A 23,126-nucleotide genomic window follows, 5' to 3' on the forward strand; every position below is an offset into this window, starting at 1 on the left:
TCAGAAAGCGGTCTTCTGGTGCGCGGATCACATCTTGGATGACGACTGGTACCCACGCCGCTTCTTCGTCGCCGACAGCTTCATCAGGGCGTTGACCGCCCTGCCCTCGTCATCGTGTTGCTCGATCAGCATCTGGCCACGGTAACCGATCCGACCCCATTCCCGCACCAGGCTCACGCCGCCAAACAGGTCTTGCTGAACGCTCATTCGATAGAAACGCCGCATGTTGAGAGACGGGTCGATCCGCTTGAGATCGACTGTCGTCGGGAACACCTCCATTTGCTGCGCTTCATCGAACATTTTGCGGTCACCTCGTCTGCGACAACGATACCAAGTGTATGTCCGTGTTTCCACAATGTTCTCTCCCGAACAGGGAAAGGGGGCTCACGCCCCCTTCTCGAACTTCATGACCGGGATGCCGAGCTTCTTCGCCTTGTCGGCGAGGTTTTCCTGGATACCGGTTCCGGGAAAGACGAGGACCCCGACCGGGAGCACATCGAGCATCGCATCGTTTCGTTTGAAGGGCGCGGCCTTGGCGTGCTTGGTCCAGTCAGGCTTGAAGGCGACCTGCGTCACGCCCCGGGCCTCGGCCCATTTGGCGGCGATGAGTTCTGCACCTTTGGGGCTGCCACCGTGCAGAAGGACCATGTCGGGATATTTGGTCCGGACCTGGTCGAGCTTACCCCAGATCAGGCGGTGATCGTTGAAATCGGTCCCGCCGGTGAGGGCGACCTTGGGGCCGGCGGGAAGCATCACCTCGGTTTCGGCGCGGCGCTTGGCGGCGAGGAAGTCGCGGCTGTCGATCAGGGCGGCGGTCATGTGCTGGCGGTTCACCATCGAGCCGGTGCGGGGGCGCCAGGTGGATCCTGTGTGCTGAACGAACTCGGATGCGGCGTGATCGCGCATCATGTCCATGCAGTTGCGCCGTTCGACGAGGGTCAGGCCTTCGGCCGTCAGGCGCTCGAGTTCGACGGATTTCACCTCGGAGCCGTCCTGCTCGCGCTGGAGGCGGCGCTGCGCCTGCTCGTTGTCATCGAGTGACCGCTCGATCCGTGCCGTGGCGCGGTGGAAGAGGTTGACCTGGCCCCAGAGCACCTCTTCGAGGTCGGGTTCCATACGGGTGTCTTCCAGGGTCGCAACGAGGGCGTCGAAGATGTCCGCGACGGCGACGGCGAGGCGCTGCCCATCGGGCATCGGGCGCGGATCGGGCTCGTCAAAGGGGCGATAGCCATAGAGCTGGAGCTCGTCGAGCGCATGGGCGGTCTGGGATGCGCTATGGGCGGGTTCATACGCGTCGTTGTGGGTGTGGATCGTCATCGGTTTCTTGCCTCCGGGCCTGTCTCGTCCGCGCGTCATCCCGCGCGGCCTTCATGGGCAGACCCGAGCCGTCGGGGCGGTTGCCCCTTCACCCCGGCTTCACCGGGGCCGGAACAGCGTGGAGGAGGTCGGCAGGGAAGCTATTTGTCTCGCGATGCAAAGGCGGCTTTGCCGCCGGCGGAAATAGGTTCCCTGCCGACCTTGCAGGGGCAACCGCTTTGACGGCCTGCCCATCTCTTGAAGGCCGCGCAGGGCTGACGGGTGGATGCGCAAGGCCCGGGATGGGGTGAGGACGACGATCCAGAGCCACGACTGGGATGCTGCCCCCTGCCCCGCGCTCCCAGCCCCCCCCTGCGCGATGCAGCTCAGCTGGGCAGGCGATGCCGATCCTCTGGCCCGATCTGACCTGCCAGATGCTGGCGCAGTGCGTCCTTGCCGTTCGCCCGAAGATCATCGTTGAAATCCCCGAGCCGCGGTTCCAGCACCCGCACGCGCACCCCGACCTCGGAGGCTCTGGCGCTCAACCTCCCTGCCGCGCGCTGCCCGGCCGGATCGCGATCGATCGCGATGTAGAGGCGCTTCAGCCCCTCTGGCAGCAGGACCGCCCCGAGGTGACCCGAAGAGAGCGCCGCCCAGACGGGCAGACCTGGGATTGCCTCGGACAGGGACAGCATGGTCTCGATGCCTTCGCCAACGACGAGGATGTCATCCTGCGGGGTCAGCCTGACAGCATTGCCGAGGAGGTGACCCATAGCCCGACGCTCTGGATTCACTGCCGCCTTCCCCTGTCCGTCAGGCGCCAACCAGGTGCGATGCACGCCCTGCACGGCCCCTGCCCCATCGGTAACCGCCGCGATCATCGCCGGTCTGGGGATGCTCCGGGTCTGCCCCTCTTCCCGATGCCAGCACTTCGGGTGGAAGCGTAAGGCGCCTTTCGCCCCGAAGTGGGTGATGCCACGGGAACGGAGGTAGGTCTCCGCAAGCGTGCCTGTGATCGGGTTCGAGGCAGCAAACAAGCGCGCCGCCGCCGCAGGAGTGCCACCGGGCGCCTTGGCCTTCCTCGGCTCTTGCCTATCCGGGACGACCGGCTGCGGACGGCCAAGATGCGCTCGGGCCTCGGCGAGAAGGTCGGGGAAGCGCGTGATCCCCGTCCGGGCGCGGATGATGTCCAAGAGATCGCCATGCTCGCCTGTGGCCCCATCCGTAAACTTGCCCGCTGCCCCTGGCCCCGACGTGGGCCCGGTCAACCGCACGAAGAGCGAGCGGCCAGGATTGTTTTGCAGGTCACCCACGATCCAGTAGGATCCTTCCCGTCGTCCGGCGGGAAGGTAGGCACGACAAACGCCTTCGGCATTTTCTGCCAGATCGCGCACGAGGTCTTCGGTCTCGGAATACATGGGTTAACAACCTCCGCGATCATGTAGCCTTGCGACAGGACAACGTGCAAGCAGACGATCCAGTATCTCGACACCATCGGCGTCGGTCGGGCAGAACAGCCGAAGCTTCCAACTGATGATCTCCGAGAAGAAGCCATCGGCCTTGAGCCGATCCTTGGCTGCCTCCGAGAAGCCCGACAGTTCGATCCGGTTCGCGCCCATGACGCGCGAGCGGTGCAATTCCATCCCTTCCGACAGGCGCACCACGGTCTTGCCCTCCAGAACGAGGGCATGGACCTGTGCGGCCGAGAGCTTGGGCGCATCGGCGGCCAGCGTGGTCGCGACCCAGGCAGGCGAGACGCGGCGGCCGATGATGCGCTGCCCGTCATCGGTCTGCAGGCGGTAGACGCGAGTTTCATCCTGGGGAAGCTGCTTCCAGATCGGCAGCAGCAGACCTCCCACGATGTGCAGCGTGGAGTCCGAAAACTCCGGCACCTCGGCCAGTTCCGCAGTCCACGCCGCTGTGAAGGCCGCGCGGTCGGCCTCGAGCCAGTGGGTGTCCTCCATGATCTTTGCCGGGACTGTGCTGGCATCGGTCGGGCGGATCAGGCGCAGGCGCGGCTCGATGGTCCCATCTTCCAGCATGTGACTGGTGGCGGGAACCTGCACGGCAGCCCGGCCCGAGCGGCTGTTGACCAGAAGCCGCGCCTGCAGGTCATCCAGCCATTCGAGCGCATCGGCCAGCGAGGTAGGCGTGTTGCGGCGCTTTTCCGCGATGGTCAGCAGCTGGGTTTCCGCGCCGGAGCCCGGATGGGTGTAGATGACCTGTACGTCGGTCACCCGGAAGCTCTCGGCACGGAGTGTCTCGAGCCCGAGATCATAGACCCCGGCGGCGATGGCGCCCTCAATTCTCTGATCGAGCAGCTCCTCGAAACCCGCGAACAGCACGGCCTGCATGTCGATCGTCAGCGCCAGCAGGCGATTGAGGAAGGTCGTGATCGGCGGCAGGTCATCCTTCAGCCCGTTGTCATCGGTCAGGCTGAGCCCGGTCGCATCCTCGAAAGCCCCGAGCGAACATCCGGCCAGATCGCCGCGATAGATGCGGCGGTAAAGCTGGCGCAGGGCGTCGCGGGCGTAGGGCGACTCGAGGTTGTCTTCGGGCCGGAACAGCCCTTGCCCGCCGGTCTGGCGCTGGCCACGCGTTATAGCGCCAAGCGTGTCGAGACGTCGCGCAATGGTCGACAGGAACCGCTTCTCCGCTTTGACATCGGTGGCCACCGGCCGGAACAGCGGCGGCTGCGCCTGGTTTGTCCGGTTGGTGCGGCCCAAACCTTGAATCGCCGCGTCTGCTTTCCAGCCGGGTTCCAAGAGGTAGTGGACCCGCAGGCGCTGGTTCTTCGCCCCGAGATCGGCGTGATAGCTGCGCCCGGTGCCGCCGGCATCTGAGAAGATCAGGATACGCTTTTCGTCATCCATGAAGGCTTGGGTCTCCGTGAGGTTCGCGGCTCCGGCCCGGTTCTCCACCACGAGCCGTGCCGAATGCCCTTCGCCCTTCCGCACGATGCGCCGCGAGCGCCCTGTGACTTCGGCCACGAGATCGGTGCCGAAGCGCTGGACGATCTGGTCGAGTGCACCCGGCACGGGCGGAAGCGAAGCCAGTTTCTCAATCAGCGCGTCACGACGCCGGACGGCTTCGCGGCACTCCACCGGTTGGCCGTCGCGCGTGACGGGGCGCGACGAGAGGTTGCCCTCGCTGTCAGTGAAAGGCTCGTAGAGCTGGACCGGGAAAGTATGGGCGAGGTAGTCTAGGACATACTCCCTGGGAGTGATGTCACAGCGGATATCGTCCCATTCGTCGATTGGGATCTCCGACAGGCGGCGCTCCATGAGCGCCTCGCCCGTCGAGACGATCTGGATGACGGCGGCATGGCCTGCCGCCAGATCCCCCTCGATGCTGGAAATCAGCGTGGGGGTCTTCATCGAGGTGAGCAAATGGCCGAAGAAACGCTGCTTGGCGCTCTCGAAAGCCGACCGCGCGGCGGATTTCGCCTGACGGTTCAGCGTGCCCGACCCGCTCGGCCCGTCGGCCGCGCCGGAAATGTTCGCTGCTTCCAGCGCTGCGGTCAGGTTATTGTGGATGATGGCGAAGGCCCCGGCGTAGGCATCGTAGATGCCGCGCTGCTCGGGCGTGAGCGCATGTTCCAGCATCTCGTATTCGACACCGTCATAGGACAGCGACCGCGCCGTATAGAGGCCGAGCGCCCGGAGGTCGCGGGCCAGCACCTCCATCGCCGCGACACCGCCAGCCTCGATGGCTTCCACGAATTCCGACCGGGTCGCGAAGGGGAGTGAAAGATGATGCCCCAAAGGGGCAGGCGAAGCTCCAGTGGAGCTTTGCCAATCCTGAACGCCCGGAGCGCAAGCGAAGGGGCCCCCGCCCCAAAGTCCGAGACGCTGAGCATAGGCGAGGTTGTGGACCGTCGTCGCGCCCGTGGCCGAGACATAGACTACGCGGGCATTCGGAAGTTTGTGCTGCAGGCGCAGACCCGCCCTGCCCTGCTGCGAGGCCATGGTATCGCCCCGCTCGCCTTTGCCGCCGGCCGCATTCGCCATGGCATGGCTTTCGTCAAAGAGGATCACCCCATCGAAATCCGCCCCGAGCCAGTCGACGATCTGGTCGACGCGGGATTTCTTGGCACCCCGTTCTTCCGAGCGCAGCGTCGCATAGGTGGTGAAGAGGATGCCCTCGGTCAGAGGGATTTCGCGCCCTTGTGCGAAACGCGACAGCGGCGTCACCAGAAGCCGCTCCTGGCCAAGCGCCGACCAGTCGCGCTGCGCGTCCTCGAGGAGCTTGTCGCTTTTCGATATCCAGAGCGCCTTGCGGCGGCCTTGGCACCAGTTGTCGAGCAGGATCCCAGCCGACTGGCGGCCCTTGCCCGCGCCGGTGCCATCACCGAGGAAGAAACCCCGGCGGAAGCGGACGGCGTCAGCGGCATCGTCGGGCGCGGCCGAGACCATGTCGCCGGTCTCATCGACGATCCAAGACCCTGCGAGATATGCGCCATGCGCCTCCCCCGCGTAGATGACGGTCTCGAGCTGCGCGTCGGACAGCAGGCCGTCGCGCAGGATGGTCGCCGGAAGCTTGGGGCGATAGGAGGTTTTCGGAGGTGCGACATAGGCCATGGCCGCCGATTGCACAAGCTTGGTCGGGTGCGATGCGGCGTCTGGGATGTCGATAGCCTGCAGACGGAAGGTCTCGTAGATCGCGTCGGACAGCCGTGCGGCGTCTTCGTCCTCGGCGGCGTCGCGGAGTGCGTAGTTTAGTTCCTCGGCCTCGATCGGTGTGTCTGATTTCGCCGGTTGAGCCGCAGAGGTCGCGCGCGATCGGTTGACGGGCTTGCATGTTGTGGGGGCAGGATTTCCCGGGAAGAGGGGAGAGTGGCCCAGACCCGCATTTGCGGCCCGTTCCATCTCGAGGCGCGGCGGAACCTCGGCAGTGACCCGGGACATCAGATGTGCCACGTCCGGGGATGTGGGTTGGCGCAGGTCTGCGGTGATGCCTCCCGGCTCGCCGCCGCGGCATTTATCGAAGACAGAAATCCGCGTCTCGAAGCTGGTGCCGTGCTTGGCGAAAGCTGCGCCCGACACCGCGCCGGTGAAGATGAGATGGGCCGTCTCGGTCAGACGGCCGAAGGTCTCGGCCCAGGCCGGCGCATCCGGCGCGAAACCGGCTCCGGTGATGGCGACGAGCCGTCCGCCGGGGGCCAGACGCGCGAGGGCCGAGCGCAGATGCCGGGCCGTCGCCTTGGTCGACCGACCATCGACATTGGCTTGGGCCGAGAAGGGCGGGTTCATCAGGATGACGCTCGGGCTTGAGGAGGCGTCGAGATGATCGTCGATCTGCGCGGCATCAAACCCCGTGACCGGTCGGCCCGGGAACAGCAAGCGAAGAAGGTCGGCGCGGGTGTCCGCCAACTCGTTCAGCGCGAGGCTGCCGCCCGCGATCTCTGCGAGGATCGCCAGAAGCCCGGTTCCGGCGGACGGCTCGAGGACGAGATCGAAGGGCGTGATCTGTGCTGCCGCCAGTGCGGCGAGCCCCATGGGCATGGGCGTGCTGAATTGCTGAAAGCGCTCCATATCTTCCGACCGCCGGGTGTGCGTGGGCAAGAGGTCAGCCACCTTGGTCAGGATCGGCAACAGCGCCGCAGGCGAGCCGGCCCGGGTCAGCAGCGCACGGCCGAACTTCCGCAAGAACAAGACCAACGCCACCTCGCCTGCCTCATAAGCGAGCTTCCAGTCCCAGGCACCGGTCGCATCGGAACCGCCAAAGGCGCGCGCCATCTCGAAGCGCAGGCGCAGCGCGTCGATCTGAAGCCCTTGCGCCAGATCGGGCTGCAGCGCTTCGGCAACAGCAACGATCGCAGAGGCAGGATTTGCTGCCAACGAGACAATGGGCGCAGGCAAGGACGCCTGCGCAACAGGGGCAAGATGGGTCATCGGGAAACTCCGGAATGAAGGACAGGATCAGGCCCGGACACCCTCTCTCGGGCAGCCTCGGACCTGATCTTTCCCGGCCCCTCTCTCCCTCTCGCACCAAGGTGTTCCCGACGCTTGGCTTGATTTTGTTCTTGTTATGTTCTATGCTCAGAGCCAAGCCAGAAAGGGGGGTTCCACCATGGAAAGCACCAAGCACGCCCTGCCCGTAACGCCCAATCAGATTGCCTATGCGCGGTCGCTCGCCCTGCGCAACCGGACGCTCCTGCCCTGGGAGGTTCAGCAAGACCGGCGATCTTTGAGCGCCTGGATCGAGGCTCAGGCCCGGCTGAAGCCGGTATCGGACATGGACCGGCTGCCCACGTCCAAGCAGGTAGCCTTCGCTGAGAAACTCGCCCAGATCAAACGGCGCGCCGTTCCGGACGAATGCTTCCGCGACAAGCGGCTCATGTCCAAGTGGATCGACGGGAATAAGTGAGCACCGCACCGGCTAGTGACGCTCTGTGCGATCGTCCAGCTTTTTGCCACATCATAGTTTGGCAAACCGAGCGCAGCTGCCAACCTGTAGGTTGGCAGACTGGCCCTTCGGGACATCAGCCTCGGTCAAGCTCCTGTCCGAAGGACCAAGGTCTGGTTCCGGCGGCACGCCGGGATGTGCACCGCTGCGACCTTCGGTAACCACCGCAAGTCGTAGCCGTCTCTCAACCCAGCGTCTTCAGATCTCCCTCCCCTTGGGGCTAGTCCCTAGGTGTTCAGTCCCGGCATCTGGTGGATCGGGTTCAAGATGAATCTGTCCGGCTCTGATGTCCAGATCTTGCAGATGTATTCGTAGGGTGTGAGCCCGTTGAGGGTCTTGAGCCGGCGCGCGAAGTTGTATGCTGCCATGAAGTCCGAGAGGTGCGTTTGCAGCTGATCATGGCTTTCGTAGTGGAAGCGTTTGACGGTGGCCTCCTTGATCGTGCGGTTCATCCGCTCGACCTGTCCGTTGGTCCAGGGATGGTTGGGTTTGGTCAGCCGGTGCTCAATCCCGTTGGCCTCACAGATCATGTCGAAACGCATGGGCCGAGAATAAGCAGTGTTCCGGTTCCGAGGCTGCTCAGCGAACTGAATGCCATTGTCGGTGAGGACAGTGTGAACCTGATATGGCACGGCTTCGAGCATGTGTTGCAGGAACTCCCAGGCCGTCTTCCTGTCTGCTTTCTCGACGAGCTGGGTCACCGCAAACTTGCTCGTGCGGTCGATGCCAACGAACAGGAAGAGCTTTCCTTCAGCAGTCTGCACTTCGGCAATGTCTATGTGGAAGAAGCCGATCGGGTAGCGTTTGAACTTCGACCGCCTCGGTTTGTCGCCCTCGACGTCAGGCAAGCGTGAGATACCATGCCGCTGTAGACAGCGGTGCAGCGCCGAGCGTGTCAGGTGCGGGATAGACGGCTGAAGGGCATAGAGGCAGTCATCAAGCGGCAGCAGCGTGTGGCGCCGAAACGCGACGATGGCCGCCTCCTCAGCCTCCGTGAGGACCGTCGAACGTGGCTCCTTTGGGCCGGTCTTGAGATCATCGACCGTCTGCCGTTTACGCCACTTCGCAACCGTCTTTGGGTTGATCCCTAACTCCCGGCTCAGCGTCGCGAGCGAAGCTTGCGATCGCTGTATTGCTGCTCTGACGGCGTGCGTGGTCGTGGCGCTTCCGTGACGAACCTGTCCCATAGGGCATCCTTCCATTCCTTCGAAAGGATCACACCATCAAACCGTGGGATCAAACACCCTAAGTTCTTTGGAAATGGTGAGATAGGAGCGTCCATAACGCAGGAAAAGCATTTTCATCAAAGAAAACTGTAGATGTATCTTTGAAAATCTGTCACTTTAGGTATCATGGACACCGCAAGGTCACAGAATCTGAAGAAAGTGCTCGATGCCGTACCCGCCGGGTATCTGGTCGACGCGGCATGGCTCGTCTCGCAGGGCATCGCCTATGAGAGCTTCCGTGACTATGTGAAACGCGGCTGGCTGGAGCGCATCGCACGCGGTGTCTTCCGCCGACCAGTCCCGAATATGCAGGCGTCCAACAGCATCGACTGGAAGACCTGCATCCTTTCGATGCAACATATAATGGGTCATGATCTGCATGTCGGGAGCACAACGGCACTCGGTGAACAAGGACATGCCCATTACCTCCGCCTGGGGGAAAGCGCTCCAGTCTGGGTCTATGGGGACAAGGTCCCGAACTGGCTGATCAAACTGCCGACGGATGCCCCTTTCAGTATCCGCCCCCGTTCCTTGTTCACCGATCCGAAGCTGGGCGTGATCGAGGGCAAGAATTCTGGCCTGCCATGGGACTGGGGTCTGACGATGTCGACGCCGGAGCGCGCAATCCTGGAAGCCATGGACGAGTTGCCCCACCATGAGAGTTTCCACACGCTCGACATGGTCTTCGAGAGCCTGACAACCCTGCGCCCAAGGCTGATTTCCGACCTCCTGCAAGCGTGCCAGAAAATCAAGGTCAAGCGCCTGTTCTTCGTCTTCGCGGACCGCCACGATCATCCCTGGCGCAAACGGATCGACCCGCAGGCATTCGACCTCGGCAGCGGCGACCGAGCCTTGATCCAGGGCGGCAAGATCCACCCGCGCTATCGGATCATGGTGCCAGAAGAATTCGTGAAACCGGAGGCCGAAAATGGCGCGTGAGACCTATGAAGCCCAGGTTGCGCTCCTGGTGCGCGTCCTGCCCAATGTCGCGGGCGAAAGCGTCTTCGCGCTCAAGGGCGGGACGGCCATCAACCTCTTCCACCGCGACCTGCCTCGGCTGTCGGTCGACATCGACCTGACCTACCTGCCAATCAAGGAACGCGCCGAGAGCCTGGACGAGATCAACGCCGCGATGGATCGCATCGCGGCTTCCATCGAGACCGGAATCCGAGGCGCGAAATCTCAGCGCATCCAAGGGGGCGGCGGCGGAGCCACCCGGCTCCTGGCGCGCCTCGGGAATGCCGAGATCAAGATCGAAACCTCGCCCGTGACCCGGGGCGTAGTCCACGACCCGGAAGTCCGGACCGTATCTGCCGCCGTGGAGGATGCCTATGGCTATGCCGAAATGCAGATCGTCTCGTTCGAGGACCTGTTCGCGGGAAAGCTGCACGCCGCCCTGGACAGGCAGCATCCCCGGGATCTCTACGACGTCACACTCCTCTACGAAAACGAGAGCCTGACGCAGGACCTGTTCCACACCTTCCTGATCTATGTCGCCAGTTCGCCGCGACCGGCGCATGAGCTGCTCGATCCGAACCTGATCGATCTCGAGCAACCCTACGCGCGGGAATTCGAAGGCATGACCAGAACACCCGTCCCGCTCGCTACGCTTTTGGCGACGCGCCTCAAGTTGGTCGCCGATCTGCAATCGAGGCTCGATGACAAGGCGAGGCAGTTCCTCCTGACGCTTCAGGACGGCGAGCCTGACTTCGCGGCGATCGACCGTTCGCAGGCCGCTGACCTACCGGCCGTGAAGTGGAAACTTCTCAACCTGAACAAACTGAAGCGCGACAACCCCGAAAAGCACGCAGCGCAGCGCGACGCCTTGTTGAAGCTCCTGGGTTGAGCCACGGCCATCACCGTCGTGAGGGGCGCTTTGCGTTGGCCGTCCTCATCGCGTCGATGGGAGGCGCCGAAGACGGGTGAACTCAGTCGGCGCTTCCAAGCCCTGTGTTTCGCTGAAATGACCGCGTTTTCGCCCGACGAAAGGCAGAGCGCAGTGCTTCGGTCGGCAAAGGCGGCGAGTCCATCGCTTCAAAGAAGTGCGCATGGTCGATCTGCTTGAGATCGGTGCGGTCAGGGCTTTCAATATCAGGCGTTGCCATCCTTATAGGCCTCCGGGGCAATTACGGTTTTGCGGATTAGCTGACAGCCGCAATCGAGTAGTGCGGTGTCCCATCCCAAACAAGATCCCAAGACGCGCCCGGACGAACGTTCTGAATTGCGTGGGGCTCGAAGCAGACCAGGCAATTCCCGCCCGGTGCAGGAGCCCGGACCGAAGGGTAAATCAGGCCCTTGGATCCGCCCCGACGCAGATGCTGTGCCAGGCTTTGGCCCTCGGGATACCCGACAGCCGGATCCGGATGCAGCGCCGGATGACCTGCCTCATCGGTCATGTCGTTGAAGACGCCGATGAAGTCGGCCAGCAATTCCACATAGCGGGCGCTGTCGTGGAAGCTGCCGGTAAAGCCGAGTTCGCGTGTGCGGTGCCAGGCCACTTCGCTGACAGAAACCATCACATCCCATGCGCAGTACCAAGCGCCGCGCTCCTCGGCGTTGAAGCGGTTTCCGCCGGCGCGGGTGTAAGTGAAGGCTGCGTTGACGTGACTGTCCCCATAGATGCGCAGATCGCGGCTACGGCGTTGCCAAGCGAGTTCGCGCGGGTCCAGATGTGGGTTGCGCCCGCGTTCGGCCTGTAGACGTCCACTGGTCAGGCCCTCGATCTCTGCCAAGATCTCCATCTCGTCATCGGTATCGACGAGACCGCGCAGGGATGGCGGCTTGTGGTAGGTGGCAGGCAGGAGACGAACGAGACCGCGATCTGAAACCTCGGTCTGCTTCATGCCCCACCACGCAACGCATCGAGATAGGTCCGCACCGCGAGGATCTGCGGCAAGCCACCTTCGATGGCGGTGTCAACCGGACGGCTGCCCCCGAACAGCGGGCCGGTGTTCGGTCGGGTGAACCAGCTTCGCGCGAGCGGCTCGGAGAAGTAGAGTTCGAGCGACTTGTAGATGCCGATCACCGCACTGAGCCGCAGAAGCTGATCCTTGGTCAGTTCCCCCGCGAAATCCGGCTTCTTGGCGCGCTTCCATGTGCTCTCTGACATGTCAGCAAGGCCAGCCGCTTCCTTCAAGTTGAGGCCCCAGGCATCAACCACGCGCGCGTAAGCCTTCAACGCAACGGCGTTGACCTGTGCGGGTTCCCGGATTTTCTCTGCAACGTACATGGCGTCCTCCATTGGCTTCAATATAGTCCATATGGACCTACTGTAAAGATCAAATGAACCTTGCACTTTGATCTCTGTTACCCGAACCGCCGCCCTCCTTCCGTGAACGTATACTCATTGACGATGATCCCCTCGTCGATGGCCTCGTCCGAGGTGAGGTGGTCGTATTCGGCTTCAAGCTGGCGGTAGAGCCAGCGGGCCAGATCACGCAGCACCTCGGTCACGACTTCTTCCGCGTCCTCAGTCGGCGGCTGCCAGGTCGCGCTGTCCCGCGTGACGTCGATCGACATGGTATATTCATGGTAATAGCGGCCACGGTGGCTGGCCTCCGCGGCGAGCTGGTAGAAATTCCGCCGCTGAATGGCCTGCAGCCGGTCGACAATTCCATGCAACGTCACATCCATCGGGGCATAGTCCCGGATGCCCGCGGCAGCGCCCTTGGCGTGGGACCAGTAGCCTTCGAAACAGGCCCCGTCGCCCTGACTCCAGAAGCCGGAAAACCAGATGCAGGGCTTGACCCGCGTCCCGCCGCCCATCAGACGGACGGGGGTCGTCTTCAGGCGGATGCCGAGGAGCGCACAGACCCGCTCGAAATCCTCATAGACCGCATCCCACCAATCGTCGTGGGGTCCAAGGTCGCGATACCAGTTGCGGGCCTTCTCCTTGGCGGCATCCGAGAGCTCGGGGAACTGGTAGACAGTGGTGCAGATCACCTCAGGCATCGACGTCCTCCCCGTTCAGCGCCACGACCAACCATTCTTGCGTGCTGGACCAGCCGATGGATTTACGAGCGCCGAGATCGATGGCATGCGCACCGCCGCCAAAGGCGTCGAGGCGCGACCGGGAGCAGGTCAGGGCATACTGGAACCCCCAAAGGCCGGTGAGGTCGAGGTCTTCGGCGAGCCGCAAGACGAAGCGGATGACAGCTTCGACATCGCCGTGTTCGTCGTCGTGGATCCAGAGGCTGCTGCCCTCGGGGGCATCCTGGTGCACGAGATCGAAGCCAGCGACATCTGGGTCGTCAGCGTCCTGATCCGCAGCGCGAAGTTTCTGAAACAGCGCGAGCGCGCGGACGGCCTTGTCGGGGCTGCCGACGTCGAGCAGGCATGAGAAATGGGTGAAGTAATCCGCCATGGGGACCTCCTTAATGGGGAAGACCCGGCCAGGAGGCCGGGCGATCGATTGGGATGAAGGGGTAGTTGGGAACGGTCAGCCGGTCGGCGTGTCGCCCGCCGCCTGTCGTGCGGCATGAGCGCAGAGCATCTGCCGGTAGAAGCGCTTGCGCGCCAGCCGGAGACTGCAAACAGCGCGCGTGTCGGGGTGTAGCGCCCGGACCGCCGCGCGAACCACTGCCAGTCGCGAAGCGGTCGGCGGCAAGCCGAGACTTAGATAAGTGGGATCGGTCATGTCAGCTGACCTCGACCACGGGCGAGACGAGATGCGGATCGACCTGTGCCTCGATCCGTTCGGTCCGACCCATCCAAGGCTCGGGCCGAATGGCCTTCACCCAATCGGCGAAGCTCGGGATGAAGCCGAGGTCCTCCTTAACATGCTGCTCGCCGACCCACCGGGTCGGGATGATGCGTCCGGTGGAGAGCGTAAGCGTCGGACCAAAGATTGTCTCGGCCATGAAGATGCCCTCGGCATGGTGGCGCAACGCCCGGTGCCGAAAATCGGCTGTGATCTCCTTGCTATGGTCGAACCAGGAATGCACGGCGAGGTAATCCTCGACCGTGCCGCCCCATTTCTTCACCGAGGACAGGGCGTGGTGGTAGGGATGTGCCATCGCCGCCCCCTCAGAAATCGTGGGTGGTGAGTTCGGACGAGGTGAAGCGCTCGTTGAACTCAAGGTGAATGGAGCGCGCGCGCGTCGAAGCCGAATTCGCCATAAGCGCCGTCGTTGTTTTCCCAACCTCCATGGGTGTCAGACAACCAGTCGTAGGCCAGTTGCTCGACGACATCTTCCAGCGAAAGCGCCCGCGTCTCGACCTCCGGGTCGTCCCAGGTCAATGCGGCATAGGCGATCTCGGTCTTGGGGAAAGCAACCTCGGTCTCGCCAGCGTAGGCTTCGATACTTTCAACATGGCCGCTATCGCCATAGCCGTCGAAGCTCACCGTCACATGGGTGATGCCCGCGGCAGTCAGGCCATCGAAGAGGCGCTCCTTGTTGGCCGGACGCAAAGCTGCGATGCGCGCGTCACGCTCGGACTGCCGAGCCAGCACGGCGGCGAAATCAATCTTGGACGGCGCCATCGGCGCGGCCAGGGTGGGTTCGATCTTGGACATTGGAAACTCCGAAATGAGCGAAAGGATCTGAACCCCGAGGCTCTCTCTCGTCCTCCTAGGCTCACATCCTCCCCTGCCCTTCTCTGACTCTCGGGCGTCACGCCGCGATCTGCAGGCCCCATCGGAAGGTTTCTTCGTAGAACCACGCTAAGGAAGAACGAAGCCTGAACATGACTTATGGTGTGGCATTTCTGATCGCCTTGTAAGCTGTTGATCTGCCTATGCCGAGGTGTTTTGCGGCTTGAGCGACGGATTTTCCAGCGCTGACGAGATCTTGGAGGGCTGAGATCGTCTCTGGCGGTAATGCAGGCCGTCCTGGGGTGCGGCCATGCTTTCGAGCGTTGATCAGGCCGTCTTTGGTGCGCTCTGAGATCAAGCGTCGCTCGAAATGCGCAATGGCCCCAAAGACGTGGAACACGAGTTCTCCAGCGGCTGATGTTGTATCGATCCGTTCCTCGAGGCTGATCAGGTTGATCTCTCTGGCTTTGAGGTCGTCGACGGTTTCCAGAAGTTCCTTGAGCGAGCGCCCCAATCGATCGAGGCGGATGACGGCGAGGGTATCGTTGGGCCTTGCCTGATCAAGCAAGGCTGCCAGACCGGGCCGGACGAAAGTTTTGCCGGAGATCACGTCTTCGAACACGCGAATTGCACCGTGTTGCAGCAGTCGGTCTTTTTGGCCGGTGAGATCTTGGTCGGCGGTTGAGACCCTTGCGTATCCGAGGATGTCGCCAGTGCGTGTCATTGTGTCTCCAAAACGGCCGTTTTAGGGCTTGATTTCCAGTGGTTGCCGGGAGCGTGGATTTTCGCATCATATCTGTCTTTTTATCAGTCTCTATAATATTCGACGTCTTCAAACTTGCAACACCGTTTTGAGGACACCTGATGGCCCGTCGACTACTTTCATCCCGCGCGCGTGCGGACCTCTTCGGGGTGCCTACAGATTACGAAGCCTTGGTCCGTCGCTATCTGCTAAGCGGGGATGACGTTGATCTGATCCGAACCCGTCGCCGCGCCGAAAACCATCTTGGTCTTGCAGTACATATTTCTTTGCTGCGTTATCCCGGCCTTGGGTGGGGCCAAGACACGATGCCGCCCGCCGAACTGATCGCGTGGCTTGCAGAACAACTTCAGATCAGCGGGTGTACTCTCGACGACTACGCCGCCAGGCGAAATACGCGTCATGAGCACCATGCCCTTGCGATGCGCCATTTGGGATTGGCCCCTTTCGGACCTGAACATGTGCAGCAGGCGGAGGATATCGCCACGACGGCGGCTTTTGCGACGGATCATGGCATGAAGATTGTTGAGACGCTGGTTGCGGAGCTGCGCAAGCAACATCTGGTGCTACCGAGCGTGGATACGCTTGAGCGCCTTGCCCTGAAGGGGCGGGCTCGCGCCCGGCGTGAGGCTGCCGCTGCGTTGTTCGATGTTCTGTCACTGGAGCAACGTGACCAGTTGCAGGCTCTCTTGGTGAACGATCCGTCTCTTGGGCAAACGCGTCTCACGTGGTTGCGTGGCTATCCGCATTCGACCAGTCCAGCCAGCATGACCGCGCTTCTGGATCGCTTGAACTATCTGCGATCGTTGGATTTGCCGCCAAACCTTGGGCACGGCCTCCACCCTGACCGGTTGCTCAAGTTCGCGCGCGAGGGCGCGGTGGCCCCTGTGAGCTTGCTGAACGATTTTGGCGAACGGCGACGGATCGCAACGCTCGCGGCGCAGATGGCGGATTTATCCATCACGATCACCGACGCGACCATCGCCATGTTCGAGCGTCTGACCGGCCAGCTCTTCTCACGCTCCCGCAATCGCCAGGAGGAGGTCTGGCGCATGGGCAAGACCCGGGTTGGCAAACTGATGCAGCTCTTCGGCGCGTCCATTGATGCCATGGCCCGCGCACAAGATCTGGACCAAGATCCCTTTGCTGCGTTGGATGCGGATGTCGGGTGGGAGACTCTTCTGGGCAAGCGTGACGAAATCGCCGACTTCGGGGAGTTGGCAACCAGTGACCCACTCGCTCTGGCGGCTGAGCGCTATGCCTATATGCGCAAGTTTGCTCCTACCTTCCTTGAGGCTTTCGAGTTCAACGCCACCGATGCAGGGGATGACCTCAAGGACGCAATCGCCTTGCTGCGCGACCAGAACCGCACCGGTAAACGCAAGTTGCCCGATGATCCGCCCATGCCCTTCGCAGCCAAGCATTGGCCGTCGCTGATCGTCCAGGACGGTAAGCCACAACGGCGTGTGTACGAGACCGCCGTTGTGTCTACCTTGCGCGAGCGCCTTCGCGCCGGAGATGTCTGGGTCGACGGCAGCCGTGAATATCGCCGGTTCGACAGCTACCTGAAGCCACGGGACAAAGCCGAAACCATCATGCGGGATGCGGGCTTCGAAACCGATCCGGACGCATGGCTATCTGACCGGCGGGCAACGATGGCGAAACGCTTTGACCAGGTTGAGCGCGCCCTGAAGCGCAATGCACTTTCTGGTGTCCGCATTGAACGTGGGCGGTTGAAGATTACGCCACATGACGCGATCACACCGCCCGCCGCCGTACGCCTGGAACGGGCGATTGATGCCGTGATGCCCCGCATCCGCATCACAGAGTTGCTCTGGGAGGTGAACGCGCGGACCGGGTTCCTTGATGCCTTCACCGATCTGCGGTCTGGCAAGCAGCACGATGAGCCAGCCGCCGTTCTGGCCACGATCCTGGCCGGGGCCACCAATCTCGGACTGGAGCGGATGGCCCATGCCTCATCGCGTGTCAGCCACGCGCAGCTGACCTGGGCGCAAACATGGTACCTTCGGCCGGAAACATTCGCGGATGCCTTGGGTCGTATCGTCGACGCCCATCATAGTTTGCCCTTTGCGCAGCACTGGGGCGCGGCGGAGCACAGCTCATCGGACGGCCAGTTCTTTGCCGCCAATCGCGGCAGCGGGCTCATCAACGCGAAGTACGGGCCTGATCCGGGCCTGAAAATCTACTCCTTCCTGTCAGGCCAATACGGCTCGTTCCATTCCAGCGTCATCGGGGCGACGGCAGGCGAAGCTCCTTTCGTGCTTGATGGTCTCTTGACCAACCCGGCCAGCTTCGACCCGCTCGTGCATTACACAGATACAGGCGGCGTGTCGGACCACGTCTTCGCCCTGTTCCATCTCTTGGGGATGACCTTTGCCCCGCGCCTGCGCGACTTTCCCGACCGGCGGCTGGGATGCTTCGGAAGCGCGAAGGCGTGGCCCACCCTCTCATCCCTCATTGGGAGGCCAATCAACGAAGAGGTGATCCGGCAGCATTGGGGTGATATCATGCGGCTCGCGGCCAGCATCCGCGACAAGTCTCTCAAACCGTCTGAAATCCTGCGCAAGCTTGGGGCGTATCGCCAGCAAAACCGGCTGTATCTCGCCCTGGGTGAAATCGGCAGGATCGAGCGCACACTCTTCATGCTCGAATGGATCGAGAACGCCGACCTACGCATGGAATGCCACGCTGGCCTCAACAAGGGTGAAGCCCGACACTCGCTAGCGCGGGCCGTCTTCGCCCACTCACAAGGGCGCATTCATGATCGCTCCGACGCGGCCCAACAAAAACGGGCCATGGCGCTCAACCTCGTCATCGCCGCCATCACGTTTTGGAACACGATCTACATGGACAAGGCAGCAAACCATCTTGCACAGACCAGTCCGCTCTACGACGCCAAGCTGCTTGCGCGCACGTCGCCTCTCGGATGGGACCACGTCATCCTCTCCGGTGACTTCGACTGGCATTCCGGGGCCGCAGAGCGCAAAATTGCGCGGCCACTGAACATCAGGCCATCTAGAGATTGGGGAACGTGAGTATGTTCACGCAATGTTCCACATTAGCGTGGTTCTACGAAGAGACCTTCCGATAGGGCCAGATGCCGCCGCACTCGACAAGCTTGCCGCGCGGGGAGCGTCCGAGGACACGGTGCGTGGGGGCCATCGGGTTCGCGCTTGCGACGGGTTCGACCGTGATGTCGAGGTCGAAGGTCAGGGTCGAGATGGAGCCGACGCCCTTGGCGGTTTCGATGTCGGCGCTGGTGAATTTGATGCAGTTCGTGGTCATTGCTCTTCTCCTTGTTTGCGTTGCAATGATGGTCACCTTGCAGCTGGCCAAGGCCCGGTCACACCGAAGGCGAAGCGTAGCGGAGAGGGGCAGGCGCCGGTCTATTTGCTCCGCGCGGAATGGCCCGCAGGGACAGGGGAAAAAGATCGGCGACAACCTTTGTGGACGGGTCGACAGCTGCGACCAGCATGTCATGCAACTCAGACACCAGGAGAAGTGCGGTGGCCGCGAAGAAAGGAGGGTGAACAACCGAATGAGAGAAATGCCTGTGGTGGCGATATTTCTGTCCTCTCGCACCGAGCCGCATCCCGGCCAGTCAGAGCTTTGCTGACCCTGCCTCACGTGCCGCGACGGCTGGTTTCCGTGGCAACCCGATCTGTGTTGTCTGGAAGAGCTGCAGGGAGATCGTCGAAGCCTCGACACCGTTCCGCCCCCCCCGGATTTCGAACGGTCCCTCCACGGCACCCCGTAACGTGCGATCCGCGCAGCACGACCATCACCGGCCTGATGCCAGCTGCGGTCAAGGCAATCCGGCGGTCGTAGAACGCCGTTTGCGACCTATGATGACGGGGCGGCACGGCACGTCCGGCAAAGCAAGGAGCAACACCGGCCGAGACGCGAGATACGAGATCGATGTTGTCACGCGCCCGCCCAAGCGACCGTAACCGGAACGGCCGAGATGAAGCGTTGCCACGACCATGCGACGGCTGGCCGGGCTGGCTCCGGAGGAGACTGCACCGCCAGCAGCACGTCGCAGCGAGAGGCGGCGTTTCAGCTCGGGGCGGGCGGCTGCGTGCAGCCGACCGAGTAGGGCGCGGTCCTGACCAAAGGGCAGGAGGGGCCAATGTTCCCCTTGAATGCTTCAACTTAAGAATCAAAAGTTACTTCAACGGCAGGGCCATTGAGACAGGCGGAACACATTTTGATTGAGCTGAAAATCGAACTTGTTGGCATCAAACCACCCATCTGGCGCCGGATCCTCGTGCCGAATGACATCAGCTTGGACATCCTGCATTCCGTTCTCCAGGGCGCTATGCCTTGGCAAGACTATCATTTGCATGAATTCGAGATTGGCGAAGACAGGTTCGAGGCCCGCGACGAAAGTGACGACAGCTGGGACCCAAACGATGGCCGGAAGGACGAAAAGAGCTTTACTCTTGGCGAGCTGGTCAAGAAAGGCAATCAGTTCATATACACTTATGATTTCGGCGATGGTTGGCGGCACCTCGTCACTGTCGAGAAGGTTGGCAAACCAACCGGAAGGCCAGATCAGGACTTTCCTGCCTGTGTGGCCGGAGAGCGCGCATGTCCGCCAGAGGATAGTGGCGGGCCCTATTCCTACGAAGAATTTCTCGACGCGCTGACCGACAAACACCACCCGGAGCATCGCGCTACAAAGCAATGGGCCGGCGCGTTCGAACCGGAAGTGTTTAGCGTGCAGCAAGCCAATGCTGCCGTCGGTGCGATGTTTGTTTGGGCGAAAGAGCGCAGCCGTCTAAAGTGAAACCTGAAGCTGGTTTGGCGCATGATCCATATGGCGAACCTCGCAACCATTTTGAAGAACTGAGATCGAGGTACCGACGTGGCTACAAGATCGACCATCATGCCGCCGTTGGTGAAAGCATGGGTGGATCAATTCGAAGAAGCGGACCGGGCGGATGCTGCGATCCTCGCGTCCCTCATCCGGCTTGTCCCTGGTGATGCTTTTCGCCGCGATTTGACGCGGGTCCTTGAAGACCGCCTGAGGATCGGTCCCAACCCCGTGGCGCTTTACAACGAAACAGAGCGTAAGAAATGGAAAGGGCAACCCAACCGTTTGTTTCCCGAGACGTCCCGCGCGAGTAAAATGCAAAAAGGGAAGAAGACTGTGCGCGCATATGGCCGCGTCGGACCGCCGCTGGTGCCTCGTCAGCGACAGGTCGCCGAAGAAATAGGCAGTGAAGGGGTTGTCGCCAACGTCCTGACCCAGTTGCACAAGCGCCATCGAAAGTCGATCCTTCTCAACCCTGGGGCCGACATCATTCGCGAGAAGCGCGTGCGCCGGTTCGTTCTGGTAACGGACTTCATCGGAAGCGGAGATCGCGTCATCGACTATCTCAATGCCGCATGGAGGCTGCGGACAGTGCGCAGCTGGTGGTCGAGGCGCAGTCATTCCGGCCTTTGTTTCGAAGTGGTGGCCTACGCAGGGACAGAAGCTGGGGTCGATCGCGTAAAGGATCACGCCTCATCGCCCACCGTCAGCTTGGTGACACGATGCCCAACAATTCAATCGGTCTTTCCCCGAGGAAAAGTCAGGCGGATGGAAGAGCTGTGTCGTCAATATGCGCCACCAGGGTCCAAACCCCTGGGCTATGGCGAAGTCGGGGCGCTTTTGGCGTTTGATCACGGCATGCCGAACAATGCACCTTCGATGTTCTGGAAGGATGCAAGAAGATGGTCGGCGCTGGTACCGGAGCGATCATCCAGTACAGCTGGTTCCCCCTACCAAGAACCGCACACGCCAAAGAAAGAAAGAGCGCGTATTGAAGCGTCTGCCAAGGCGTCGGACACCGGGGCAATTCTGCGCCCGACGAGCTTGGAAACGATCATACTGTCTGCACTGCGCCGATCTCCCCGTCATTCCGAAGCGATATCGGGTCGTCTCGGCATGAACATCGATGATGTGTCCGAAATCCTTGACCGCTTGAAAGGTTGGGGTTGGATAAACGCGTCGCATCAACTGACCGAACGAGGGCGGATGGTTGCGTCACGACTGATCCGCCAGGACCGCAAGAGCCCCCTTCCCCAAGGCGACGACACGATGTACTTTCCGAATGCGTTGAGAGCGCCACGCGATGTCTAGTGGTTGCCGGGGTAACGACCGGCACCGTTGGTGTCACGTCCTGCCCGCAGGAGGTGATGCCTGGGCCGTCGATTGCGATGGGCTCACGGTCAAGCTTTCGCTTGATGCTCAACTTGATCGAACCGCACGACCTTGCGGTCGCCGCAGCGGTAGGCTGACTTGCGATCCGATCAAGCTCACCCTGAAGGGTGGATAGTAGATGCGAACGTGGAACTCTCAACGCTACTTCGCCGAGGGCCTTGCGGCAGGAGTGGATGAATCCATCCTCAAAAATGCAGTTGCGACAGCTGAACACACGTTGCGGCAGGCAAATCCAGGCCCGCCGATCCTGACCCTTGGCCATCTGGGGCATTTGGCGGGCGTTGATGTTGGTATTTTGAAAGCATATGCCTCAAGGCGGGATGCGGACCCTTATCGGGAGTTCTCGATCCGCAAGCGCCCGATCCCGGGCCAACCTCCGCGCTATCGGACAATCGCCGTGCCTGAGCCGCCCTTGCTGAGAGTCCAGACTTGGATCGCGTCCGAAGTCCTGCGCCATGCACCCTGCCACTCGGCGAGCACGGCGTTTGCACCAGGGTCTCGGTTGGCCCAGGCCGCGGCGCGCCACTGCCGCGCAGTTTGGATGGTCAAGATTGATCTGCGGAACTTCTTCGAATCGCTGACCGAAATCGACGTGCATCGGGTGTTTTTGGAGCGGGGCTACCAGCCGCTGGTCGCGTTTGAGCTTGCGCGCTTGTGCACCCGTCTCCGCGACAAACATCGCAACGATACTGCTGTCTTGCCTCAGCGACGAACGCCCAGATTTCGGCACTCATCCTTGACATCGCTTTATCCACGAGACCTGTTTGGCGTTTTGCCGCAAGGCGCACCAACCAGTCCAATGTTGGCCAATCTCGCAGTGCGCGACCTAGATGAAAGACTGACTGCTATCGCGAAGACCTACGGCGTCCGATACTCGCGCTATGCAGACGATCTCACCTTTTCAACGACACGAAAGTCGTTTGGAAGATCCCGCGCACATGATCTGATAGGGCGAGTGTATGAGATCCTGGCTGCTCGAGGACTGGCGCCGAACCAATCCAAGACGACGATTGTTTCTCCGGGAGCACGGAAAGTCGTGCTCGGCCTTTTGGTGGACGGAGACACGCCGAAGCTGACACGCGATTTCCGCTCGCGGCTTCGAAAGCACCTGTATCACATAAGCGCTCCCGATCAGGGGCCGGTTCAACATGCAGCGCGGCGCGGATTCGCCTCCGTTGAAGGCCTCCGCCAACATCTGTTGGGTCTGATCGCGTTCGCCGGTCAGATCGATCCAGTCTATGCGGCGAAATGTCGGGCGATTTTAGACTCGTCAGATTGGTCGCAGACAAGGAGGTGAATTTAATCTGTCCGATGGGCGTCTTCTACCTACGGATTTTAATCAATTTGGAGAAGCTTCTGAGCTCAAATCACCGCCGGAGAACCTAGAAGGTCTTTCCAGCCTGAGATCGCACTGATTTTGAACCGGTCCTGTGAATTAAGTGTCGGCCTTCTACGTTGCTCCAGTATCTCTGAAATCCCAGTCTCTTCATCAGACTGTTCGGGCCGACTATAACACCGCGCGTTTGGCCAAATAGGTGCAGACCGCGCAGGCTACTGTCACTGTACCCTAATTAATCAGATTCTGCGGATTGGAAGCGTTTTCGGCAGATTCTGTACCCTTAATTGCAATATATCCACAGGGCGCTGCGTCAGTGGCTGACACAGCTTTGGCGC

Annotated in this window: 18 protein-coding genes and 2 pseudogenes; 7 read left to right on the plus strand and 13 right to left on the minus strand. The window is 61.7% G+C overall.

Annotated elements, in window-relative coordinates; all coding sequences use genetic code 11:
- Window positions 1-27 precede the first annotated feature (27 nt).
- The 4 genes from KJP28_RS18865 to KJP28_RS18880 all read right to left on the minus strand — a co-directional run bounded on the left by KJP28_RS18865 (window position 28) and on the right by KJP28_RS18880 (window position 7,190).
- The gene (locus tag KJP28_RS18865) at window positions 28-300 is read right to left on the minus strand and encodes a WGR domain-containing protein (protein WP_007803304.1); all 273 of its coding nucleotides are present in this window, start codon (window positions 298-300) and stop codon (window positions 28-30) included.
- An 84-nt stretch (window positions 301-384) separates the two neighbouring features.
- Window positions 385-1,317, minus strand: a complete 933-nt coding sequence (locus tag KJP28_RS18870; protein WP_078572082.1) for a DUF2493 domain-containing protein — start codon at window positions 1,315-1,317, stop codon at window positions 385-387.
- Window positions 1,318-1,682: 365 nt separating this feature from the next.
- Window positions 1,683-2,714, minus strand: coding sequence for a DUF7146 domain-containing protein (locus tag KJP28_RS18875; RefSeq protein WP_078572084.1), 1,032 nt, complete (start codon window positions 2,712-2,714; stop codon window positions 1,683-1,685).
- A 3-nt stretch (window positions 2,715-2,717) separates the two neighbouring features.
- A complete protein-coding gene (locus tag KJP28_RS18880; RefSeq protein WP_218394070.1) occupies window positions 2,718-7,190 on the minus strand; it encodes a strawberry notch-like NTP hydrolase domain-containing protein in 4,473 nt (1,490 codons plus the stop codon).
- 178 nt (window positions 7,191-7,368) lie between these two features.
- Between KJP28_RS18880 and KJP28_RS18885 the strand changes: the two genes are divergently transcribed.
- A complete protein-coding gene (locus tag KJP28_RS18885) occupies window positions 7,369-7,665 on the plus strand; it encodes a hypothetical protein (RefSeq protein ID WP_078572087.1) in 297 nt (98 codons plus the stop codon).
- 266 nt (window positions 7,666-7,931) lie between these two features.
- Here KJP28_RS18885 and KJP28_RS18890 read toward each other — a convergent pair whose 3' ends face one another.
- Window positions 7,932-8,891, minus strand: coding sequence for an IS481 family transposase (locus KJP28_RS18890; protein WP_078572089.1), 960 nt, complete (start codon window positions 8,889-8,891; stop codon window positions 7,932-7,934).
- A 165-nt stretch (window positions 8,892-9,056) separates the two neighbouring features.
- Between KJP28_RS18890 and KJP28_RS18895 the strand changes: the two genes are divergently transcribed.
- Together KJP28_RS18895 and KJP28_RS18900 are read left to right on the plus strand one after the other, a co-directional pair.
- Complete coding sequence (locus KJP28_RS18895; protein ID WP_038070221.1) at window positions 9,057-9,869, plus strand: type IV toxin-antitoxin system AbiEi family antitoxin domain-containing protein; 813 nt, start codon at window positions 9,057-9,059, stop codon at window positions 9,867-9,869.
- The gene (locus KJP28_RS18900) at window positions 9,859-10,776 is read left to right on the plus strand and encodes a nucleotidyl transferase AbiEii/AbiGii toxin family protein (RefSeq protein ID WP_078572091.1); all 918 of its coding nucleotides are present in this window, start codon (window positions 9,859-9,861) and stop codon (window positions 10,774-10,776) included. The genes KJP28_RS18895 and KJP28_RS18900 overlap by 11 nt, the downstream gene beginning before the upstream one ends.
- 295 nt (window positions 10,777-11,071) lie before the next feature.
- Here the strand turns inward: KJP28_RS18900 and KJP28_RS18910 are convergent, their stop codons facing one another.
- From KJP28_RS18910 to KJP28_RS18940, 7 genes and pseudogenes are all read right to left on the minus strand, one after another.
- On the minus strand, window positions 11,072-11,773 hold the full coding sequence (locus KJP28_RS18910) for an RES family NAD+ phosphorylase (protein ID WP_018065914.1): 702 nt from the start codon (window positions 11,771-11,773) through the stop codon (window positions 11,072-11,074).
- The gene (locus tag KJP28_RS18915) at window positions 11,770-12,171 is read right to left on the minus strand and encodes an MbcA/ParS/Xre antitoxin family protein (RefSeq protein ID WP_078572093.1); all 402 of its coding nucleotides are present in this window, start codon (window positions 12,169-12,171) and stop codon (window positions 11,770-11,772) included. The genes KJP28_RS18910 and KJP28_RS18915 overlap by 4 nt, the downstream gene beginning before the upstream one ends.
- A 65-nt stretch (window positions 12,172-12,236) precedes the next feature.
- Window positions 12,237-12,881: an antitoxin of toxin-antitoxin stability system gene (locus KJP28_RS18920; RefSeq protein ID WP_218394071.1), complete on the minus strand. Its 645-nt coding sequence runs from the start codon at window positions 12,879-12,881 to the stop codon at window positions 12,237-12,239.
- Window positions 12,874-13,293 carry a hypothetical protein gene (locus KJP28_RS18925; RefSeq protein ID WP_078572097.1) on the minus strand — a complete coding sequence of 140 codons (420 nt, stop codon included), beginning with the start codon at window positions 13,291-13,293 and terminating at the stop codon, window positions 12,874-12,876. Before KJP28_RS18925 ends, KJP28_RS18920 begins: the two co-directional genes overlap by 8 nt.
- 274 nt (window positions 13,294-13,567) lie before the next feature.
- The gene (locus KJP28_RS18930; RefSeq protein WP_078572101.1) at window positions 13,568-13,945 is read right to left on the minus strand and encodes a DUF6915 family protein; all 378 of its coding nucleotides are present in this window, start codon (window positions 13,943-13,945) and stop codon (window positions 13,568-13,570) included.
- A gap of 10 nt (window positions 13,946-13,955) precedes the next feature.
- A pseudogene (locus KJP28_RS18935) lies at window positions 13,956-14,445 on the minus strand (DUF6878 family protein).
- A gap of 175 nt (window positions 14,446-14,620) precedes the next feature.
- The gene (locus KJP28_RS18940; RefSeq protein ID WP_009573556.1) at window positions 14,621-15,187 is read right to left on the minus strand and encodes a recombinase family protein; all 567 of its coding nucleotides are present in this window, start codon (window positions 15,185-15,187) and stop codon (window positions 14,621-14,623) included.
- A 140-nt stretch (window positions 15,188-15,327) separates the two neighbouring features.
- On the opposite strand from KJP28_RS18940, the gene KJP28_RS18945 reads away from it, so the two are divergent.
- The gene (locus tag KJP28_RS18945) at window positions 15,328-18,279 is read left to right on the plus strand and encodes a Tn3 family transposase (RefSeq protein WP_009573555.1); all 2,952 of its coding nucleotides are present in this window, start codon (window positions 15,328-15,330) and stop codon (window positions 18,277-18,279) included.
- A gap of 58 nt (window positions 18,280-18,337) precedes the next feature.
- Here KJP28_RS18945 and KJP28_RS18950 read toward each other — a convergent pair.
- Window positions 18,338-18,529: pseudogene (locus KJP28_RS18950) on the minus strand (hypothetical protein); the annotation flags it as partial.
- A gap of 922 nt (window positions 18,530-19,451) precedes the next feature.
- Here KJP28_RS18950 and KJP28_RS18955 point away from each other — a divergent pair.
- The 3 genes from KJP28_RS18955 (at window position 19,452) to KJP28_RS18965 (ending at window position 22,749) form a co-directional block, all read left to right on the plus strand.
- The gene (locus KJP28_RS18955) at window positions 19,452-20,033 is read left to right on the plus strand and encodes a plasmid pRiA4b ORF-3 family protein (RefSeq protein ID WP_232786400.1); all 582 of its coding nucleotides are present in this window, start codon (window positions 19,452-19,454) and stop codon (window positions 20,031-20,033) included.
- A gap of 99 nt (window positions 20,034-20,132) precedes the next feature.
- A complete protein-coding gene (locus tag KJP28_RS18960) occupies window positions 20,133-21,371 on the plus strand; it encodes a phosphoribosyltransferase-like protein (RefSeq protein WP_133065738.1) in 1,239 nt (412 codons plus the stop codon).
- Window positions 21,372-21,570: 199 nt separating this feature from the next.
- On the plus strand, window positions 21,571-22,749 hold the full coding sequence (locus KJP28_RS18965) for a reverse transcriptase family protein (protein ID WP_083545813.1): 1,179 nt from the start codon (window positions 21,571-21,573) through the stop codon (window positions 22,747-22,749).
- Window positions 22,750-23,126 lie beyond the last annotated feature (377 nt).

The organism is Maritimibacter dapengensis (genome assembly GCF_019218265.1).
GTDB lineage: Bacteria > Pseudomonadota > Alphaproteobacteria > Rhodobacterales > Rhodobacteraceae > Maritimibacter > Maritimibacter dapengensis.

What these genes read in the sequence shown, in the direction of transcription:
- KJP28_RS18865 (WP_007803304.1), bottom strand. Translation starts at nt 300, where the DNA reads ATGTTCGATGAAGCGCAGCAAATGGAGGTGTTCCCGACGACAGTCGAT.
- KJP28_RS18870 (WP_078572082.1), bottom strand. Translation starts at nt 1,317, where the DNA reads ATGACGATCCACACCCACAACGACGCGTATGAACCCGCCCATAGCGCA.
- KJP28_RS18875 (WP_078572084.1), bottom strand. Translation starts at nt 2,714, where the DNA reads ATGTATTCCGAGACCGAAGACCTCGTGCGCGATCTGGCAGAAAATGCC.
- KJP28_RS18880 (WP_218394070.1), bottom strand. Translation starts at nt 7,190, where the DNA reads ATGACCCATCTTGCCCCTGTTGCGCAGGCGTCCTTGCCTGCGCCCATT.
- KJP28_RS18885 (WP_078572087.1), top strand. Translation starts at nt 7,369, where the DNA reads ATGGAAAGCACCAAGCACGCCCTGCCCGTAACGCCCAATCAGATTGCC.
- KJP28_RS18890 (WP_078572089.1), bottom strand. Translation starts at nt 8,891, where the DNA reads ATGGGACAGGTTCGTCACGGAAGCGCCACGACCACGCACGCCGTCAGA.
- KJP28_RS18895 (WP_038070221.1), top strand. Translation starts at nt 9,057, where the DNA reads ATGGACACCGCAAGGTCACAGAATCTGAAGAAAGTGCTCGATGCCGTA.
- KJP28_RS18900 (WP_078572091.1), top strand. Translation starts at nt 9,859, where the DNA reads ATGGCGCGTGAGACCTATGAAGCCCAGGTTGCGCTCCTGGTGCGCGTC.
- KJP28_RS18910 (WP_018065914.1), bottom strand. Translation starts at nt 11,773, where the DNA reads ATGAAGCAGACCGAGGTTTCAGATCGCGGTCTCGTTCGTCTCCTGCCT.
- KJP28_RS18915 (WP_078572093.1), bottom strand. Translation starts at nt 12,171, where the DNA reads ATGGAGGACGCCATGTACGTTGCAGAGAAAATCCGGGAACCCGCACAG.
- KJP28_RS18920 (WP_218394071.1), bottom strand. Translation starts at nt 12,881, where the DNA reads ATGCCTGAGGTGATCTGCACCACTGTCTACCAGTTCCCCGAGCTCTCG.
- KJP28_RS18925 (WP_078572097.1), bottom strand. Translation starts at nt 13,293, where the DNA reads ATGGCGGATTACTTCACCCATTTCTCATGCCTGCTCGACGTCGGCAGC.
- KJP28_RS18930 (WP_078572101.1), bottom strand. Translation starts at nt 13,945, where the DNA reads ATGGCACATCCCTACCACCACGCCCTGTCCTCGGTGAAGAAATGGGGC.
- KJP28_RS18940 (WP_009573556.1), bottom strand. Translation starts at nt 15,187, where the DNA reads ATGACACGCACTGGCGACATCCTCGGATACGCAAGGGTCTCAACCGCC.
- KJP28_RS18945 (WP_009573555.1), top strand. Translation starts at nt 15,328, where the DNA reads ATGGCCCGTCGACTACTTTCATCCCGCGCGCGTGCGGACCTCTTCGGG.
- KJP28_RS18960 (WP_133065738.1), top strand. Translation starts at nt 20,133, where the DNA reads ATGCCGCCGTTGGTGAAAGCATGGGTGGATCAATTCGAAGAAGCGGAC.
- KJP28_RS18965 (WP_083545813.1), top strand. Translation starts at nt 21,571, where the DNA reads ATGCGAACGTGGAACTCTCAACGCTACTTCGCCGAGGGCCTTGCGGCA.